The organism is Culturomica massiliensis (assembly GCF_900091655.1).
Taxonomy (GTDB): Bacteria; Bacteroidota; Bacteroidia; order Bacteroidales; family Marinifilaceae; genus Culturomica; species Culturomica massiliensis.
This window is the reverse complement of sequence record NZ_LT594621.1, coordinates 2,596,916-2,616,587: the sequence shown is the minus strand read 5'-3', so window position 1 is coordinate 2,616,587 and position 19,672 is coordinate 2,596,916. Positions and strand designations below refer to the sequence as shown.

Here is a 19,672-nt window from a genome sequence, read left to right as displayed (position 1 = left end):
GGACGGTTTCCGGGTTTTCGGAAGCGTGGTTTAATCATTATAATGAATCACGATTTGGGACGTTGGGTATGTTATAGGCTTTGGTTAACAGGGATACTGGCAACGGTATGCTATAGCAGTGTATATGCTCAGCTAGATACGACCCGGATATATGAACTGCAACAAGCTGAGGTTTCGGCAGGGAAACGACCGGTAGTGGTGAAGGCGGCAACTCCTTTGCAAGTGGTGAGCGGTCAGGATATTGTGCGTTTGGGGTATCAGAATCTGGCTGATGTTGTCAAGCGGTTTAATGGGGTGACGGTCCGGGATTACGGTGGGATCGGCGGTTTGAAAACGGTTTCAGTACGTAGTTTGGGGGCTCATCACACGGGAGTGATATATGACGGCGTAGCGGTAAGCAATTGTCAGGCCGGGCAAATCGATATCGGTCGTTTTTCACTTGATAATGTGGCCCGGGTTTCGTTAGCCGTAGGACAGGAGGATGGTATTTTCCAACCGGCTAAAATGTTTGCTTCTGCCGGTGTACTGAGTATTCAAACCGAACGGCCCGTATTTGTTCATAATCGGAAATATAGCCTGCAAGCCCGGGTAAAAGGCGGTTCTTTCGGAATGGTGAATCCTTACCTTCGGTATGCCGCTAAGGTGACAGACCGGACAACTTTGTCCGTCGACGGTAATTTTCTGCGGGCAGACGGTGCATATCCTTTTACTTTGGAGAACGGCAAATTGGTCACCCGGGAGAAACGTTACAATTCGGATATTTTGTCCTGGCATACGGAAGCAAATCTTTACACGCTATTGAGAGATAGCAGCCAGTTGACGGCTAAGGCTTACTATTTTCAGTCGGAACGGGGACTGCCGGGAGGTGTGATTTATTATAATCCCTATAATAAGGAACGGTTGTGGGATCAGAATTTCTTTGCCCAGGCCGGGTATGAGAAACGTTTTAACCGGGCATGGACATTGAAAGCGGCATTGAAATACAATTATTCCTGGAATAAATACAAGGACGTCAACGTAAAATATGAGAACGGGGAACAGATCGACCGGAATCGCCAGCATGAATATTACGGGACGGTTACCGCTTTATATCAGCCCCGGAAAAATTTATCCGTTTCATGGGCTACCGATTTGTCTGTAAACAAATTGTGGAATAATCTTCCGGAATGTCCTTTCCCGACACGTTATACTTTACTGTCAGCATTGGCCGTCAAATATCAGTATCGTTTTATGTCATTGACGGCTAATTTGCTGAATACGTATACGATAGATGACGTGAAAAGCGGGAAACGACCTAAAAACCGGGAAAAACTGACTCCAGCGGTAAGTTTGTCACTACGACCTTGGGAGAGAGAGAATTTGTATTTCCGTTTTTTGTATAAGAGTACGTTCCGGGTACCTACGTTTAATGATTTGTATTACCTGCGTATGGGAAATACCGGGTTGAAACCGGAATTGGCAAAAGAGTTCAATGCCGGAATAACCTGGAACGGGAGTTTGACGGAAGTTGTTCCTTATGTATCACTGACTGTCGACGGGTATTACAACCGGGTAGAGGATAAAATTGTCGCCCGGCCGACGACCTATGTATGGAAGATGATGAATCTGGGAGAAGTGGATATTACCGGTGTGGATGTCGCTTTAGCCGTAACGTTGGCTTTCAGGGAGGATATCCGGTTGCGTATATCGGGCGGTTATACCTATCAGAAAGCGATCGACGTTACCAATTCGAAAGACAAAAATTATAAGGACCAGATACCTTATACACCGAAGCATTCCGGAAACGGAGCTCTGAATCTGGAGATGCCTTGGGCGAATGTGGCTTATACCGTTATGGGAGCCGGAGAACGCTACAGTTTGCCTCAAAATATCCGGGCCAATCGTATCGATGGGTATGCGGAGCATTCGGCTTCGGTATCCCGGGAGTTTGTGTTGAAGAGTTGCCGGTTGCGCATCCAGGCTGAGTTAATCAATTTTACGGATAAGCAATACGATGTGATTCAGTTTTACCCCATGCCGGGACGATCCTATCGTTTGGGTATGACCTGGGTGTTTTAATTTTAGATTGATGATTTTAGATTTTAGATTGATGATTTTAGATTATACCTATAATCCTCTCCTGCAAAAAGGAGGAATCGTGAATCAAAATCGAGGTAGGTATGGATTTTAAATTGTTTGACAAACTGATTCGTTATCCGATTTGTTTAATCGTCAATCTAAGATTTTAAAGGTATGGTTTGGTTTTAATAGTATGGTTTAATTTAAATAGAAAAAAATGAAATTCAGAAGTTTATTTTTGAGTGCTTTATGCCTTTTATCCGTCAGTTGTTTTATATCCTGCAGCGATGATGACGACGATGACGATGATATTACGTCAGGAATATTGATTCTTAACGAAGGAAGTTATCAGGGAAATAATGCCAGTATTACGGCCTATAATCCGAAGACGGGAGGAATAACTGCCGATTTGTATTATGCGCTGAACGATAAAAAATTGGGGGATGCCGGTCAGGACATGATTACCTATGGAAATCGGGTGTATATAACAGTGTACGGTTCGAGTCGTTTGGTGAAATTGGATAGCCTGGGCAGAGAATTGAAAGCGATTACGTTCTCTCCGGCTGATGGTCAGCCCCGGTATATGGCGGCAGAAGACGGAAAATTATACGTTACGCTTTGGAGCGGCCAGGTGGCCCGCATAGATACGACTGATCTGACGATTGAGAAGTATGTTACTGTCGGTGCTAATCCGGAACAGATTGTAGAAGAAAATGATAAATTGTATGTGGCCAATTCCGGTTATGGAGCCGGTACGACGGTTTCTGTCATCAATTTAGGTATTTTTACGGTTGAAAAGATAATCACGGTTGTACAGAATCCGAATCTTATCGTCGAGGCTGCCGGTGATATTTATGTACTTTCTTATGGGAATTACGGAGATATCCCTTATGCGTTGCAGCGTCTGAACGTTGCAAACGGCACCTGTGATAATATTGCTGTTGCCACAAAAATGACAGCGCATGGCGATATAATATATTTGGTAAACTCCGTTACCGACTGGTCTGTTAAGCCTTATGTGACGACGAATAACTTTTTCACTTACAATGCGAAGACAAGGAAATTGAACGAAAACTCTTTCCTGACCCTGACCGGAGATGCTGAGTCTTTGAAAACCGAAAGTATTATGATGATGGAAATAGATCCGTATACCGGAGATATTTACATCGGTACTTCCGATTATACCAATACCGGTGATGTTTATCGTTTTTCCAGGAATGGAAAGTTGATTAAAAAATTCGGTAGTGGTGGTATTTCACCTAATAATGCCGTATTTTTCGAATGAGACGATCCGCATTTTGTCTGATATCGGTTTTTATCTTTCTGCTTGTATCTTGCGGGCAGAAAGGTAAAACACAACAGGAAGGTAAAGAAAATTGCCGGGTAGAATACGCTACGGGGTATACGGTACGTCGTGGTGCTGATTATACGGAGGTGAGCATTCGTGATCCCTGGGATACGACCAAATTATTGGCACATTATGTTCTTGTAGCCCGGGATCGTGAATTGCCGGCGGATTTACCGCCGGGGATTGTAGTACGGGTGCCTTTGGAAAGAGTCGTTGCAGCGACATCGGTACATTGCGGTTGGTTGGAAATGTTGGGTGTACGCGATGAATTAATCGGGGTTTGTGAATCGCGTTATATCGATTTGGATTTTGTGTGCCGGGGATTGGCGGAGGGTAAAATTACGGATATCGGTGAAGCTTCCGCCCCCGATGTGGAAAAATTGATTGAATTGGAGCCGGATGCTATGATTACTTCTCCTTTAAGCAATGCCCCTTATGGACGGGTGGAGAAAACCGGAATTCCACAGATCAAATGCGTGGATTATATGGAGTCGACTCCCTTGGGACGGGCGGAATGGATTCGTTTCCAGGCTTTGTTTTTTGGAAAAGAGGCTTTAGCCGATTCGCTTTTTAAAGAAATTGTTGAGTCATATAATGCCGTAAAAGCTTTAGTAGATAGCGTTGAGGAGCGTCCTTCTGTGGTGACGGAAATGAAATACGGCTCTATGTGGTATATTTCCGGAGGCCGCAGTTATATGGGCCGTTTCCTTCAGGATGCCGGAGCCGGTTATTGCTGGAAAGACGATGAGCATGCCGGTTCATTTCCCTTGTCTTTTGAAAGTGTTTTTGAACAGGGTGGTGAGGCTGACTTTTGGTTGATTAAGTACAACCGGGCACAGGAAATGAGTTACGAAGATTTGAAACGGGAATATACTCCCTATGCTAATTTTGCAGCCTGGAAAAAACACAATATCTTTACCTGTAATACGGGAGTTGTTCCCTATTATGAAGAGGTTCCGATTCGTCCGGATTATCTGTTGAAGGATTTGGTAAAGATTTTTCATCCCGAACTTTTGCCTGATTATCAATTGAGGTATTACAGCAAGATGAAAGAGTGAGGGAGGGGGATTTTAAATTTTAAATTTTAAATTTTAGATTTTAGATTGTAGATCGGGATATAAGGTTGAAAAGAGTTTTGGGTTTACGATTTACGGTTTTGATTGAGATACGAATCGGAACTGTAGTTTCGTTAATCTGAAATTAAAAACTGGATAAATGAAGTATCGTATCGTCTGGTGTATATTATTACTTTTGGGTATTTTATTCGCTGCCAATCTGTTCCTGGGATCGGCGAAGATTCCTTTTCGTTCGGTCTTGTCCATATTGATGGGTGAAGGGACGGAAAAGGATACCTGGATGTATATTATTTTGCAAACCCGTTTGCCGCAGGCTGTAACGGCCATGTTTGCCGGAGCTGCCTTGGCTGTAGCCGGTTTGATGTTACAGACGGTTTTTGCCAATCCGTTGGCCGGGCCTTCTATCCTGGGTATTGATTCGGGGGCGAGTCTGGGAGTGGCTTTGGTGATGCTGCTGTATGGAGGTACAGTCGGAGGTGTGGTTGTCGGGCTTTCTTTTTCAGGTTATATGGCGGTTATATTCGGTGCATTTACCGGAGCCATTACGATATTGGGTATCATTATCTTTTTTTCGACTTTGATTCGGAGTAATGTGATGCTTCTGATCATCGGAATCATGATCGGCTATATCACTTCTTCGGCAATCTCTTTACTGAACTTTTTTTCTACGGCCGAAGGGGTATTTTCGTATACCATGTGGGGTATGGGCGATTTTTCGGGTGTATCGGCCGAACAATTGCCTTATTTTTGCGGTATACTGGCCTTGGGATTGCTATTGGCTTTGGTGTTGATCAAGCCTTTGAACGCTTTGTTGCTGGGAGAGCGGTATGCGGAGAATCTGGGGGTTAACGTAAAGCGGGTACGTATATTGTTATTGATCAGTACGGGAATATTGACGGCTGTCACGACGGCATTCTGCGGTCCGGTTGCTTTTATCGGTTTGGCTGTGCCCCATATTGCCCGGTTGATGCTGGGTACCTCAAATCACAAATTATTGATGCCGGTGACCTTGTTATGCGGTTCTTTCATAGCTTTGTTGTGTAACTTATTGAGTGTGTTGCCGGGAAGTGCCGGAGTGATTCCTTTGAATGCCATTACACCGGTATTAGGAGCTCCGGTTATTATTTATGTGATTGTCAATCAGAAAAAGATACAATATTTCAATTGAGTTAAATCAACGGTTAGAGGCTTGTAAGCCTTCGGTTAAATATATGCAGCGAGATTCAATGATAGAAGCCAGGAATTTATCCATCGGTTACCGCTTGGGAAGACGAGGGAGAAAAGTATTATATACGGAGCTTTCTTTCGGACTTCGTCGTGGAGAATTGACCTGTTTATTGGGGCCTAACGGAGCCGGGAAATCTACATTGCTGCGGACTATCAGTGGATCGCAGCGTCCGTTGGGGGGAAGTATACTGTTGGAAGGAAGGGAATTGTCTGTCTGTACCGAACAGGAAATTTCCCGGAAAATAGGCCTTGTATTGACAGATAAGACGATGACCGGCGGCTTGACGGTATTCGATCTGGTGTCTTTGGGACGTCATCCGCATACCGGTTTTTTCGGACGTTTGAAAGAAAAAGATTACACAATTATCCGGGATTCTTTAGATGCAGTGGGAATCGGTGCGAAAGCGGATCATTATGTGGCGGAACTGTCTGATGGGGAACGTCAAAAGGTTATGATTGCAAGAGCATTGGCACAAGAATGTCCCGTACTTTTGTTGGATGAACCGACGGCTTTTCTGGATGTTGTCAGCCGGATCGAAATTATGAGTTTGTTACATAAATTGGCGGCAGAGCAGGGGAAGACGATTCTGCTTTCGACGCATGATCTGGAGCAGGCGCTGTTACTGAGTGACCGCCTGTGGCTGCTTTCCCGGACAGAAGGACTCCAATGCGGCATTACGGAAGAGTTGGTATTTCGGGGAACGATGGATCATTTTTTTGCCCGCAATGAGATTGTCTTTGACAAAACGAGCGGTAGCTTCCGGCCTTTGCCATCGCAAGGAATACAAGTGCAGGTGGAGGCATCCGGCGAATTGTTGTTCTGGGTGAATAATATTTTGATGCGTAACGGATTTTGTTGTGCAACGGAAGGGAAAGATGTAGCCTTTCTGCTACAAGCTGCTGCTCCGGATGATTTTATCCTCCGTTTCCCGGATGGAAGAATAGATAAGTTCACTTCTTTTGCTGAATTGGATACTTACCTGAAAAATGTGTATAAATTGTAGATTTTAGATTTACGATTTTAGATTGTGCCCCCATTTCTTCCCTGTAAGAAAACTGGGAACTTTGAAGTTTTAGCGATATATCGGGTCTATACTAAAAGCGTTTTTGTGAATTTTAGATTAAAAAGTCTGATACCGAATCCGGTTTCCGGGCAATTTAAAATTTACAATTATATGAACGAATGGATAGCGGGAGACATTAGTTTTTGGGACTTGTATTCGGTTTTAATATTCTTTTATGGGAAAACAGATAAGTTCTGATCTGTGTTTTATGAAAAATTGAATTTTGATATTCTTTTATTCTAAACAGTTTTTTTAACGTGATAATAAATAAAAATGACGGCTTAAAAAGGCATTTTCAAGTTTTAAGAAGTTGAAAAATGAAATGAATGTTTATATTTGTTATCAAAACTGTTTAAAATCGAATATGTTCCGGATTATTTTTCTGTTGTATATTGTTACAATATGGGGGTGCGGTAATGATCGTTCGGCTCTGGAAAAGAGACGGATAGACTTAGGTGTGCTGAACCGGGTAGAGGGAATGGCTGCTGAACATCCTGACAGTGCTTTGATGTTGTTGCATACTGTCGACGAGTCGAGTCTGATGAAACGGCAGGAACGGGCACGTTATTCTTTATTATTTTCTGAATTGTTGGATAAGAATTATATCGATTTGGAAACCGATTCTGTGATTCGTCCGGCAGTGGAATATTTTTCGCAAAACGGTAAGTATGAAGATCGGGCAAAAATGTATTATTATCTGGGAAGAATTCATGAAAATGCCGGTCGTACAGAAGAAGCCGTGGCTGCTTTTGTGTCAGCGGAAAAATATGTCGGAAAAGAGCAGTATAATTTGCAGGGGTTGATATATAGCCGTATGGGGTATCTATACGATACTCAGGCAAATGCAGAAGCGACTGTAAGAATGTTTGCTAAAGCCAGTGATGCTTTTCGAAAAGGCGGTAAGTTAAGAAATTTGAGTTATACATTGAGAGAGGAAGGTAGTGCTCTTATTCTTCTGGAAAATAAAGAAGCAGCAAACCGGCTGTTTTATGAGGCTTTAGATATTGCCTGCCAGTTGAAAGATACGCTGAATGTATTATCACTTGTTCAACAAATAGGTACTAATTTCGTTTTTTATTATAAAGATATAAAGAAAGCCAAGGACTTGTTGAGTGATATATATAATAGATATTGTGGCGGAGAGATTCCTGAAGGTCATTTTGCTTTGTGGGGGTATATTTGTTTACAGGAAAAAGATTTGCAGAAAGCAGAATATTATCTTATGCATGACACAGGACCGGATTCCAGTCCTTACGCAACGATTGGCACGTATGAGATGTGGAGTATGTTATATGAACAAAAGAAAGAGTATCAGAAAGCATTAGATTATGTCAAGCGGGCAGGGGAGTTGAGGGATAGTATTTATGTTGTAGAAAAAGATAAGTTGGTACAAAATCTGGAACGGCAATACCGGACTGAATTGCTTCGGGCAGAAAATGAAGAGTTGCATACGATAAATGTGTATTTGTTTATTATTTTTCTTTTGATCTTTTTCTTTTTTGTTTGTGTATTGACTCTGTTTGTTTATAGGGCCAAGCGGAAAGAACGGGAAAAAGAGGAGAAAATCAACTCTTTGAAGTGTGTATTGGATGACTGGATCAATTTTCTGAAAACATTGGCCGATATGGCGATTAAGATGAAAAAAAAACCAGAACAATTTTTGGAAACATTTAAAGAAAATCTCAACCTTAAGACCGGTAAGGAACGTTTTTTCTCAAATCTGCATGCATGGGTCAATCAGTCGCACAATGGTATTGTGGATTACCTGAAGCGAGAGTATCCCCATTTAACCGATGAAGATTTGGATTTTTGCTGTCTGCTTTATTTGAAAATGCCGGTTGACGTTATGTTGCAGATGTATGATCTTACCAATAAAAATTCCCTTTACAATAAACGTTCGGATCTCAGAAGAAAGATGGGGCTTTCTCCAGAAATTAATCTGGAACAATATCTGGATGGATTGTTAGTAAATCTGGCCCGTTGATTTTCTGACGTTAAATTTCAATTTTATATTTTGAAGGTATGCGTTCTGAAAATAGCTTTTTTTAGATCGTAATGATATTGATTGTCATTCTGTTAGTAATATATTTCTTTTTGATCAAAGTGTAATATGTTGATTTTCATATGTTTGTGTGGTGTGTTTTATATGGATGAGATCAGGATGATATACTTTTTTTAGTAACGATTTCATTGTCAGTTATTTCACGTTTGTTCTGATGAGATCGAAAGGGATGTATTTTTTTGTTTTTTAGGGGATAAGTGTGTTAGATTTGTAATAAACAGATTAAAAATAATTTTGAAATGTGTTCAACGTGAATAAAATCTTCAGACGGTTTTAACCCTTTAAAAACGAATATTATGAAAAGGTTTGTTGTTGTTTTATTTTTTATAATGCCTTTCAGTCTGGTAACTCAGGCACAAGAGTGTAATTTTACCGGTGGAGTGAGGACCGATATGTCTTTCAGTAGTTCAAGGTTTAAACCTTTTGAAGTAGGTATCGATTTGGGTTATTATGTCGTTCATAATTTATTTGTATCGACACATATTGAAAGTTCTGTCGGGCTTTTTAAGATCGATGGTTTAAAAACTTATTATATGAACGAAACGCTGGGAGTCGGTCTTGGATATAATGTTTTATCTTTTGATAACGGTGTCTTGGATGCTAGGGGGAAATTCGGGACAACTCTCGAAAATAAAGACTGGAAATATACGTATTATGATGCCGGTGTTTTTTATAATTTGGGCAAACAAAAGGTAAAGCCGACATTCGGTATAGGAGTCAGGTATTACGATTCGAGTAATGATCATGTGGATAATTATTTGAGATTGTATGTCTCTTTGGGATTTAAGTTTAATTGATTCTTTAAAGGAGTATCTTTTATCCGGTATTGAAATAAAAGTGCTCCTTTTGTATTTTAAAAATGTTGTTTCCCACCTTGCAATTTATTTTTATGGACTAAAACAGATCTGTAAAATTGAAGTGATAGAGTTTGTCATTATCGGATTGCTTGTCGATTCATTTTGGATTATAGGAAGTAAATCCTTGCGCGAATAATATAAAACGTTTATTTTAGAAAAAAATGCCGATTTTTCAACATATTGTTATTTTAATATGAGTGAAGAAATTGAATCAATTGTAATATCGTTTATTCTCGGCTCTATAGGGGGGGGATCGCGGCAGAATGTCTCGGTTATTATTTAAAAAAACGGAAGGAAAAGAAGGATAAATCTTCTGTCGATAAAGGGAATGGCAAAAAGGATGGGGGATAATCGTACCGGGGAATGTCTTTTCTTTGGTATAATCGACGGTATTGAAACGATAATGTTAATAGAACTAATTTTACGACTTTAGATTAAAAAATCTGATACCGAATCCGGTTTCCGGGCAATTTAAAATTTACAATTATATGAACAATATTTCTCGTTTTTCATAAGGAGTTTCTTTTTTCTTAAAGGTAAAAAAGCTGCCGTTTTCGGCAGCTTTTTTAGGGTCTTCATTTTTATTGTGCTTTTTTCTTAAAGATATCGAAGTTGACACCTATGGAAAATTGCAGGCTGTTTTTTATCGGATTGTTGTCAGAGATTCCGGCAACATAGGAGAAGTCGGCCAACAGGTTGTAGTAGCGTAATCCGACACCGGTGCTGAACCAGGTCGGGTGGCCGTTATTATTGTTCCCGTGGTGGTATCCGGCTCTGAGGGCTACTGTCTTGGCATACCAATATTCGGCTGCCAGGGCCCACATGATATTGTCGGACTGGATATCGCCGAAAGAGGAAAAATATCCCCCTACTCCGGATTTATCCGGTTTTTCATTGTCCTTATACCGGGGTGTCATCAGGGCATCGGCTTCGAGGGCAACCATCAGTGAATGTTGGTTGTTGAAATTGAGTTCGTAAGATGTACCTAACCGAAGATCTCCCGGCAGATAGGATTCGTTGTCTCCTCCGTATTTCAGTTTCGAGCCGATATTTGCCAGTGTCAGGCCGGCCCGCCATACGGCATTTTCTGTCAGGAAATTGACATTTTTATTGAAAAACAATGAGATGTCTGCAGCTACAGCATTCGCCGGATCTGCCTTGACGTTTCCGACCATCTGCCCCATTCCGAGTTCTGAACGGATGTATTTTAAAGTAACGCCGGCAGACAGGTATTGGCCCAATTTGCGGGCATAGGCAATATCGATACTCATTTCGTAAGGGTTTTGTTCCCCCATATTCAGACCGTCTTCGCCGATAAACATGACATCTCCGAAGGAGAAATATCTGAATCCGGCAGAAATGGTTTGCATATCGTCGAGTTTATAAGAAAAACCGATACTTGACAAGTTGATGTCTTTGACCAGGTCCCGCATCCAGGGGCTGTAGGTGTATGACAACTCGGCTTTGGTTTCTGTAAAGGCTGATTTTGCAGCATTCCAGAAAATAGAATAGGGATCGGCTGAAGTTGAAGCTCCGATTGAACCCAAAGCTCCGGCACGAGCGTCAGGAGCGATGGATAGGAAATAGGCCCCGCTATACAAAGAGGATATTTGGGATTCCTGGGCTCTGGCTCCGAGTGTTGAGAGAGCCGTGAGAGCTATAATGGATATTTTTCTGATCATATTACCAATTTAATAGAGGGGAGAGAGGTCGTCTCTCCCCGGATAAAACTTATTGTTTAACTACTTTTGAGGTGATTTTAGCCCCTTTATGTTCTACTTCCAAAACATACATACCAGCAGGTAACGCATTGATATCTATCGCTTTAATAGAACCGGCAGTCATCGCTGTTTTTTCGGTATATACCATGTTACCGCCCATATCGTAAAGCCGTATGATTACTTCTCCTTCCACATCATCGGAACATTGTACGTTCAGGATGTTGCTGGTCGGGTTCGGATAGGCTTTTACCTGGGCTTCGAAGATTCCGCTTCCGTTGCTTCCGCCTTCTACAGTCACTTTAAAAGTGGTTGTCGCCTGCAATAGAGCAGGATCTTGTGCTGTCAATGTAATGATTGCTTCTCCTTCAGCTTTGATTACGAATTCAATGGCATCTCCGTCGGCAACAAGAGCTTTTACGGCGTCAGGATTGGAAGAATGAGCCGTGTAACTCAATTCGTCACCGTCCGGATCAGAAAATACCGATGATAGTATCAGACTCTCAATGATATCACCTACTTTTTGAGTTTTGTCTGTCGGTTGCAGAATAACGATTGGTGCACGGTTCACTTTTTCAACGTAATAGTCAACGGTTAATGTACTTGCATTGTCGAATACATCTTTTGCTTTTAGAGTGAATGTGTGATTTCCGTTGTCCCCGTATTTCGGAGCCAGGGTCACGCTAACATTACCATTGTCTTCATTTAAAGTTGCTATTCCGGACTCGTCTTCTACGGTAACTTCGAAATTATCGTTTTCATTATCTACGACAGTAAATCTGGCGGTGGTTTCCTGTTCTTCTTTAACACTGATCTGTTTATCGATTCGGGTGATTACCGGTGCAGTGTTTTTATTCAAAGTTACAGGAATACTTACTTCCGGATTTTCCGGGTCGTTGCTTGCAATTTTGATAATGGCTTTGTTGTTGTTTTCATTTCTGGCTTTGCTGGCGTCAACGTGGAAGTTGACAGCTTCGGTTTCGTGAGCGGCAACTGTTCCTGTTTCCGTATTCAGTGTTATCCAGGAGGAACCGGCTTCTTGCTGATACAATAAAGTCAGGAATCCCAAAGAGCCGTATTGCTCTGATAATTCGGTTACATCAGCCCATTCTCCTTTGAGTTTTAGCATATAACGCAGGGGAGTAGCTACATCTTTGGTCGGAACAAAAGCAATAAATGCTTTCTCGGGTATATAGATGTAAACCCAGAATTTTTCATTCGGGTAGATGTATACCGGATTTTCAAATTCGATCTCTTTGGCCGATACACTGATTCTGTCGCCTTCTGCTTCAGGTCCTCCTGTGATCACTTTGCTGGCGCGTCCGGCAACGGTATTATTATTGAAAGAACTACCTGTTCTGACTTCGATGATAAATTCTGCATTTTCCTGTTCTCCCAATGAAGCCATAAATTTGATTTTGGACATGTTAAATCCTCCTTCAGGAGCTGTAAATTCGGTACATGCAATATAAGGATCTTCGCCTGTAGCCGTGCCGATGACAATCATTTGTCCCTGGAGATTGAAGTCATAGCCCAGGCTGTCCGTATACTCTCCTGTTGCCCTGGTAACAGGTAGCGACTGGAAACTTGCATTTTTAACTTTTGTATCCAGGCCAAGAGCCGTCAGGGAGATGTCGTTAGCGGCCTGAATCGCAGTAAGTGCATTTACTTCATCATTATAAGAGATACTGACTTTGTAATCCAGTTTATAGTTTCCGTTATTTATAATCCGGATATTTGTATCAGTACTAAAGTGTTTGTCGGGAGCATACAAATCCATTTTTTCCGGATTTACTTCAATGACAGGAGCTTCGACGATATTATACTTTAACGGAATTTTTATCGTTTCGTATCCAGGTAGATCGGTTGTAAATACCAATGTGTCGGTAACTTCCATTAAATCCATGGTATTCAGGAATGAAACGGCGAATTTTTGAGCTTCCTTGCCGACTTCCAGGGGATTGAATTCGTTTATAGGTACGTACAGTCCGCTGGCCCAGTCGCCTTGATTTCTGGGTTGTACATTCAATGGACCGACACCACCTCCGGCTTGGGTACTCCAGTAAAGGACGTCGAATGTCGGAAAGAATGGGGTTTGCCAGTCATTGGGATCATACTGGGACTGTTCATTCCAGGTTAAGCCGGTAATGTGATATGCGGCGGTACCGACATTGCGGAATGTAAAGACATAATTATTGGGGTAGGATTCGATAAAGATATCCGGTAATGCCAGTTCTTCCGGCCATTCTCCGGAAGGTGTTCCGGTTACCGTCAGGTTCAGGGGAACGGTAATTTCCGGTTTTGTCGGAACATTGGTCTTTACAAGGTTTGTAGTCTGATAGGTACCGGCCAACAGACCGTTTGCCGAAGCTTCCATTTTCAGGTTGGCCGTTTCATTCGGTTGTAATTCGGATGTTTTTACCGGATAGAATTCGATAGCACTGCTCATATTCAGGTATCGGCTTCTTAAAGTAAGTCTTTGGGATTCTTCGGCACCTTCATAAGCCAAACCGTTGATTCCGTATGCACTCCATTGAATACCGCCTTCAAGTAATTTGTATTGGAATTTAATATTACCGTTTTTATAAAGAATGGCCTGGAAACACAATCCCAAACTCATTTGGTTTGAGAAATCGATAAAGGATACGATCACCCGGTCGTCTTCAGCTTTATAGTAAATACCGACGGGTTGAGTCGGATCTAATGCATATTCAGCAGGAGACGGGGTGTGGTGTCCCCAATACGGTGCTATATACGGCGTGAAGTCGGCGGAAAAATCTTCCGGCCATGAATCTACTGCCGGGAATTTCTTAAATGTAATGAAGCCCGGACCGTAAACATATATTTTGTTATAGGTCTTTCCATAGAATGTGAATTCAAACGGTAATTCCTGTTCGAAACTGACATGGGTATAGAAATACTCTTCTTTGTAATGAATCGGAGAATCTGTAATGTCCTCCCATTGATACAGGATATTGTCGTCGTCGATGGAAGAACTGTAGATGTAATCCAGCGATTCATTTGCTTTTAACGTATCATTAACCGGATATAAAATCGTAGTCGGAGTGATCGAATACTTTAATATACTTTCTCCGGTATTTTTTATGCTCATATCCAGTTGTTTGGCTTTACCGCTTTCGAGGGTTTCCGCGTATTGTGCCGGAGTAATTTCGATGTCGGGAGCATCAATAATTGTCGAAAATAACCGGGTTGTCAGTATTTGGCTTCCGGCTGTCGTAACGGACATAACGGATTCATAAGAACCTTTTGTCGTAGATACGGCTGTAATATAAATGTCTTCAGACGTACCGGCTTCCAGCGTGAAAGGTAGTGGTTTGCCTACCGTGTAAGTAAAAGTCGGATCTGCGATTTCAAGCCGGGTGATTTCGATGGGGGCATTTCCTTTATTCAGGAGGCTGATTGTCGATACGGCCCGGCCTGTTTGGAAAACTTCACCGAATAAAAGCGTATCCCGATCGAGTTCTACCACGGGTTGATAATAGTTACCGGTAATGTTGGCATCCAAACGGATTATAGAAGTCGAATTATTGGGATCGTTGCTCAATAGTACCAGTAAATTCGTTAAATCACCTTTATACATGGACGAATCGGCGGCCAGACTGATATTGACGGTTTCAATTTCATTGATGGCTACCGTACCGCTTTTTTTGTCTATATCCCGGATCATATTTTTACCCGGAGCAACGATTTTGATTGCCGTACCACTTTGAATGTGTTCCCATATATCGATGTTGTCTTTGTTGACCATATCGACATCCGTAATTACGAATGGGTCCTTCACCTCATAATCGATACAACCGATAAAAATATTTTGGGGTTGGCTGATCATGAACGGATCGTAATCTTTATAGAACATTTCGACATCTCCGTTCGGAGAGAGTGCTATGCGGAAAGACACATCGGTTTCTCCGTCTCCGTCAGCATTGAAAACCCCTACATTTTCAAAACTAACGACGAATTTACCGTTTTGTTTGGCGTAGGCGATTTTACTTCTCGGACTGATAGAAAGCTGATAAGCCATTGGCGTAATCAGGTCCAAGTGATCGCTGCATGAAGTGGAAGCCGGCATGCAGGCATGTAGTGAACCGGTTTCACCGCTGAATGAAAGTATACCTAATTTGCCGATGTAGACTTGTTCGAAGTCTTTACCGAAGAATGGGAATTTAAATCCGATGTTGACAGCTTCCGTCCATATTGTATTTTCGTCAAACAGATTCTGTATCTCTGTGGTATTCAGTAGTTCGTCCCAACGGAATTGACAGGTTTCGTTCTTATTAAACCCGGGAATATTACTGATATATTCATAACCGTATTTGTGGGAGGTTTTGGTAATACCGGCTACCGTGTCTTCTGTAAATTTCGGGAAAGCAAACTCCAATGGATAAGATCCGGTATTGCTGATTGTAATTTGTTTTACAGTAGGAGCGGCATTCAAATCCAGGTCGCCTACAGCTACCTGTGTCGGTGCGATTGTAATATGGGCCGGATTGATAGCTGTACCTGTCAGGGTGATGTTGTGCGTTTCCCCTGTTTCACTGTTCAGGGTAAATTTACAATTGAATATTCCTTGATAAGTCGGCGTGAATTTTAGTTTGATACGGCTGGTGGAACGGGCTTCTAATGCCGGAATCGGGACTCCCTCACCCCATTCTCCTGATGTATTGAAGTGGTTGTCACTGAAACTGTATCCACCGTTATAATCGTATAAATCATATCCGCCTTGTCCTGCGAATTTTCCGTAACCGTTATTGAATATTTCGACGATTACTTCTTTTCCTTTGCCGACAAAAGTTTTTCCGAAATCTATTACTTTTGCACTTTTCAGATCGGGTTTGTGTCCTTTTACGGAGAGTGTACCGGGGATCGTTAATTTTTCTTTATCCTTGCAGTTGGTATTCAGGTATAATTTGAAATTGTAATCTCCGTTAATCAATTTTACTTTTTCAGGAGAGGCGATTACAGCTTGTTTATCGTGTGGTCTTACAATACCGGAAGAGGGATTCAGGGTCAGATATTCGATCCATCCCGGAGTTTGGCTCACCGCTTTTATCGACCAGGCCTGTAGGTCGGCATATTTACTGAGATTTCCTTCACTCAATACCTCTCCCAATGTATGCCAGGTTTTTCCCATATTGGAACTGTAATAACTGTAGAGGTGGGCATTGGAATAGTCATATTCATCACCGGTTCCCAGGCATCCGGCATTGCCTTTAGGCATATGAAAAACAAGCCAGAAATCATTACTGGAAGGGATCATGATATCTTCGCTTAGACGTATCGTATGTGAGAAAGGACTGACAGCATCCAGCGTGTCGCTGAGCAACAATCCTTCCGGCGTGAGTCCGCCTTCACCGGAATAAACTTCCACGATGGGACGTCCTTGGGTATATACGCCTTCTACATAGAATCCCGTTAAATTGAATCCTTCCGGATATAATGTTGGATCGACAAAGAAATATTGAGCCATGGAATTGGTCAATGCGGTATCTCCTTCTCCGATATAGAATCTCAAATCCTTGTAGTATTGGAATTCTTTCGGATATTCGTCCAGGTTGTAGCCCGATTCGATGACCTCTGTCGGCGTTACGGACTGAGTGTTAATGATACCTTTAAAAGAATAGGTTTTCGGTTGTTTTTTTGCGGTAGCGGAAGCTGTTGTTATTCCGGGGGTATTGAATATACTCCAGGGGTCTTTGTAGTAGCTTCTTATGCTTGCATTCCATTTTAACAGTCCTTCTCCCGTATTATTTAAGACGATAGAGTCTTTGGCTGTATACGACTGGGTAACGTCCATTTCGATGGTGTAGTCGGTTTTGCTGAGTTCCAGGTCGGGTCCGGCATTGGTAACGATCGTTTTTACTTCTGACAGTTCTGAGCCGTTTTGCCAGCGGTCGAAGGCTTTTACGGCAACCCAGTATTCAGTCTCGGGTTTGAGCCCCGGAATATTGATTGTGATTTTATCTCCGGTTTTATTAAAACGGGTGGCGATTTCCACGCTTTTTAAAACACTCAGATCACTGGTAGCAGTGAAAGCTTTGTCGCTATAGTAAGCAATTCCTTTGGCGATATTGTCATTATCCGGATCGCTGGGGAGCAGATATTCGACCTGTATATCTTCCTGCGAAGCTACAAGTGTAAAATCAGCAATTTTAGCCGGAGCATTGTTGTTTTTAGCATCCAGGGCCATGTAAGCATCGATTATTCCGGAACCTAATTTCCCTATATATTGCGGATTATAGCCGTATATGTCATGTACGGATTCCGTCAGACGGTTTCTTAAATCCGTATTCGTGAAATCAGGACTTCCGTATTTAGCGATAATTAATGCAGCAATACCAGAGACATGAGGACATGCCATAGATGTGCCGTCATAATAGCCGTAACGGTTACCCGGGAATGTACTGAGTACTCCCCAGGATTCTCCGCCTAATTCCACATCTCCCCCGGGGGCACTGACATCGGCCCAGTCCCCGCGGCTGGAGTAAGAGGCTACTTTGTAGTCAACGCTTAGTGCCGTAACGGATACGGCCGTTGCATAAGCACCCGGATAGAACGTACCTTCCAAACCGGTGTTGCCGGCAGCAAAGATGCAAAGGCCGCCTTTCATCGGGCTTCCTTCGTAATTTCCGGCTTCCTGGGTAAAATAGTCCATAGCATCCAATACGGCTTGCTCTACATAGCCGTCATTGTCCCAGCCCCAGGAGCATTGTGCTATGACAGCTCCTTTGTTGGCAGCGTAAACAAAGGGAGTGGCGAAGTCGCCCTGTCCTGCGTAATCGTCGAATACCTGACAGGACATCAGAAGAACCCCGTCTTTGTTACCGGTACCTCCGGCGACACCGCATACCCCTTTGCCGTTGTTATTTACGGCAGCTACTGTTCCCGCTACGTGAGTACCGTGTTTGTGTGCTGTCAATGCCGGCGATTTGGCTGCAAAATTATAACCGTATATATCATCAATATATCCGTCACCATCATCGTCGACACCTTCTTCACCATTTAATTCCGCTTCATTGACCCATAAATTGTCGATCAGGTCTTCGTGGGTAATATCTATACCACCGTCAATAATGGCAACAATAACGTTACGGGCGCCTGCCGTAATTTCCCAGGCTTTGTAAAGATTGATGTCGCAACCTGCGATACTGCCTTGAATACTGCCATCGTTTGCATAGTGCCATTGATTAACTAGTAAGGGATCGTTAAAAGGAAGAGTAGCCCGTGTTTGAGGGGTAGGGGTTACATCTACCGTTTTAGAGGGCGGTAAGGTTTGTACTCTTACGATTTCAGCTATTTTTATACCGGATATTCCCTTGAATCGGTTTACTGCTTGTTCCGGAGTTAATTTTTCATCGTAACTGATTTCATACCATAAATGAAGCCCGTGTTTCCTCATTCTCTCCTCGAATTTAGGCGCATAAGGGAATACCCGCTTCATGTTTACGGCTTTAATTTCTTTATTTACCGCATCGAAAGATTGAATTCCTGTCGATACGATTCCACCTCTTGTCCGGGGGGTGTTACCCAGTTGTTCTGCCACTGCCGGATCAAGTTTAACCCTGATTACACCGTCTTTGGCATAACTTGCTAACTGTTGTCCATTTATCGGTAAACACCAGAGTACCGATAGTAATATGAAACAACTGAAAATCCATGTTTTTTGCATACTTTTAAATGTTTAAAATGATTTTGCTATTTTTTAATAAAATGTGTGTATGTCTTCAAAATAAATGTTTATATAAATTTTAAATTGCCTGACAACCTGATTCGTTATCAGATTTTTTAGTCTAAAATCATAAATCTGCAATTAAAATGTTCCTTTTTTTCAGTCGAAGATCGACAGGTCTACAAAATTCATTCTTTTCATTGCTACTTTTTTATCTAATTCGCTAACAGACATTAAATTATCTGTTACAAATGACTCATGTTTTTTCCAAAACCACTTTAAATAAAATCATCCATTATTATGGAACGATTTTGGTTGGGATAGAAACTTAAATCCGATATTTTCATTTCTTTTACAAAGAAAAGGATTTATTTTTAAAAATTGGTTAAAATGGACGGTCGTTTTTTTATTTTATTTTTGAAAAAATTGCTTGTGAATCCCAATAGAATATAACCTGGCCGACTGTCGTATATTTACATAATTGAAAATTAGTAACATAAAATTTTTGAAAAAAATGGCAGGTCGAAATAGAAGCGCGAGTTTATGGTCTCCTTAGGTGTTTAATATATGAATTT

General features: G+C 41.9%; 9 protein-coding genes. 7 read left to right on the top strand and 2 right to left on the bottom strand.

Annotated elements, in window-relative coordinates; translation table 11 throughout:
* Positions 1–42 precede the first annotated feature (42 nt).
* The 7 genes from BN8908_RS12145 (at position 43) to BN8908_RS12115 (ending at position 9,632) form a co-directional block, all read left to right on the top strand.
* Positions 43–2,058 (top strand): TonB-dependent receptor plug domain-containing protein, encoded by a 2,016-nt coding sequence (locus BN8908_RS12145; RefSeq protein ID WP_021987102.1) that lies wholly within the window; start codon positions 43–45, stop codon positions 2,056–2,058.
* A gap of 217 nt (positions 2,059–2,275) precedes the next feature.
* Complete coding sequence (locus BN8908_RS12140) at positions 2,276–3,343, top strand: YncE family protein (protein ID WP_068690825.1); 1,068 nt, start codon at positions 2,276–2,278, stop codon at positions 3,341–3,343.
* The gene (locus BN8908_RS12135; protein ID WP_021987104.1) at positions 3,340–4,464 is read left to right on the top strand and encodes an ABC transporter substrate-binding protein; all 1,125 of its coding nucleotides are present in this window, start codon (positions 3,340–3,342) and stop codon (positions 4,462–4,464) included. The genes BN8908_RS12140 and BN8908_RS12135 overlap by 4 nt, the downstream gene beginning before the upstream one ends.
* A gap of 157 nt (positions 4,465–4,621) precedes the next feature.
* Positions 4,622–5,650 (top strand): iron ABC transporter permease, encoded by a 1,029-nt coding sequence (locus tag BN8908_RS12130; RefSeq protein WP_021987105.1) that lies wholly within the window; start codon positions 4,622–4,624, stop codon positions 5,648–5,650.
* A gap of 43 nt (positions 5,651–5,693) precedes the next feature.
* Positions 5,694–6,713: an ABC transporter ATP-binding protein gene (locus tag BN8908_RS12125; RefSeq protein WP_068690823.1), complete on the top strand. Its 1,020-nt coding sequence runs from the start codon at positions 5,694–5,696 to the stop codon at positions 6,711–6,713.
* Between the two features lie 424 nt (positions 6,714–7,137).
* Positions 7,138–8,757: a tetratricopeptide repeat protein gene (locus BN8908_RS12120; RefSeq protein ID WP_148453306.1), complete on the top strand. Its 1,620-nt coding sequence runs from the start codon at positions 7,138–7,140 to the stop codon at positions 8,755–8,757.
* A gap of 374 nt (positions 8,758–9,131) precedes the next feature.
* Positions 9,132–9,632: a hypothetical protein gene (locus BN8908_RS12115; protein WP_082989254.1), complete on the top strand. Its 501-nt coding sequence runs from the start codon at positions 9,132–9,134 to the stop codon at positions 9,630–9,632.
* Between the two features lie 641 nt (positions 9,633–10,273).
* Here BN8908_RS12115 and porV read toward each other — a convergent pair.
* Positions 10,274–11,374, bottom strand: a complete 1,101-nt coding sequence (porV, locus tag BN8908_RS12105) for a type IX secretion system outer membrane channel protein PorV (protein WP_068690816.1) — start codon at positions 11,372–11,374, stop codon at positions 10,274–10,276.
* A gap of 49 nt (positions 11,375–11,423) precedes the next feature.
* Positions 11,424–19,097 (bottom strand): S8 family serine peptidase, encoded by a 7,674-nt coding sequence (locus tag BN8908_RS12100; RefSeq protein WP_068690813.1) that lies wholly within the window; start codon positions 19,095–19,097, stop codon positions 11,424–11,426.
* Positions 19,098–19,672: the final 575 nt, after the last annotated feature.

Excerpts from the sequence above, each read along its gene's own strand:
- BN8908_RS12120 (WP_148453306.1), top strand. The coding sequence starts at position 7,138 with ATGTTCCGGATTATTTTTCTGTTGTATATTGTTACAATATGGGGGTGC.
- porV (WP_068690816.1), bottom strand. The coding sequence starts at position 11,374 with ATGATCAGAAAAATATCCATTATAGCTCTCACGGCTCTCTCAACACTC.
- BN8908_RS12135 (WP_021987104.1), top strand. The coding sequence starts at position 3,340 with ATGAGACGATCCGCATTTTGTCTGATATCGGTTTTTATCTTTCTGCTT.
- BN8908_RS12100 (WP_068690813.1), bottom strand. The coding sequence starts at position 19,097 with ATGCAAAAAACATGGATTTTCAGTTGTTTCATATTACTATCGGTACTC.
- BN8908_RS12140 (WP_068690825.1), top strand. The coding sequence starts at position 2,276 with ATGAAATTCAGAAGTTTATTTTTGAGTGCTTTATGCCTTTTATCCGTC.
- BN8908_RS12125 (WP_068690823.1), top strand. The coding sequence starts at position 5,694 with ATGCAGCGAGATTCAATGATAGAAGCCAGGAATTTATCCATCGGTTAC.
- BN8908_RS12115 (WP_082989254.1), top strand. The coding sequence starts at position 9,132 with ATGAAAAGGTTTGTTGTTGTTTTATTTTTTATAATGCCTTTCAGTCTG.
- BN8908_RS12130 (WP_021987105.1), top strand. The coding sequence starts at position 4,622 with ATGAAGTATCGTATCGTCTGGTGTATATTATTACTTTTGGGTATTTTA.
- BN8908_RS12145 (WP_021987102.1), top strand. The coding sequence starts at position 43 with ATGAATCACGATTTGGGACGTTGGGTATGTTATAGGCTTTGGTTAACA.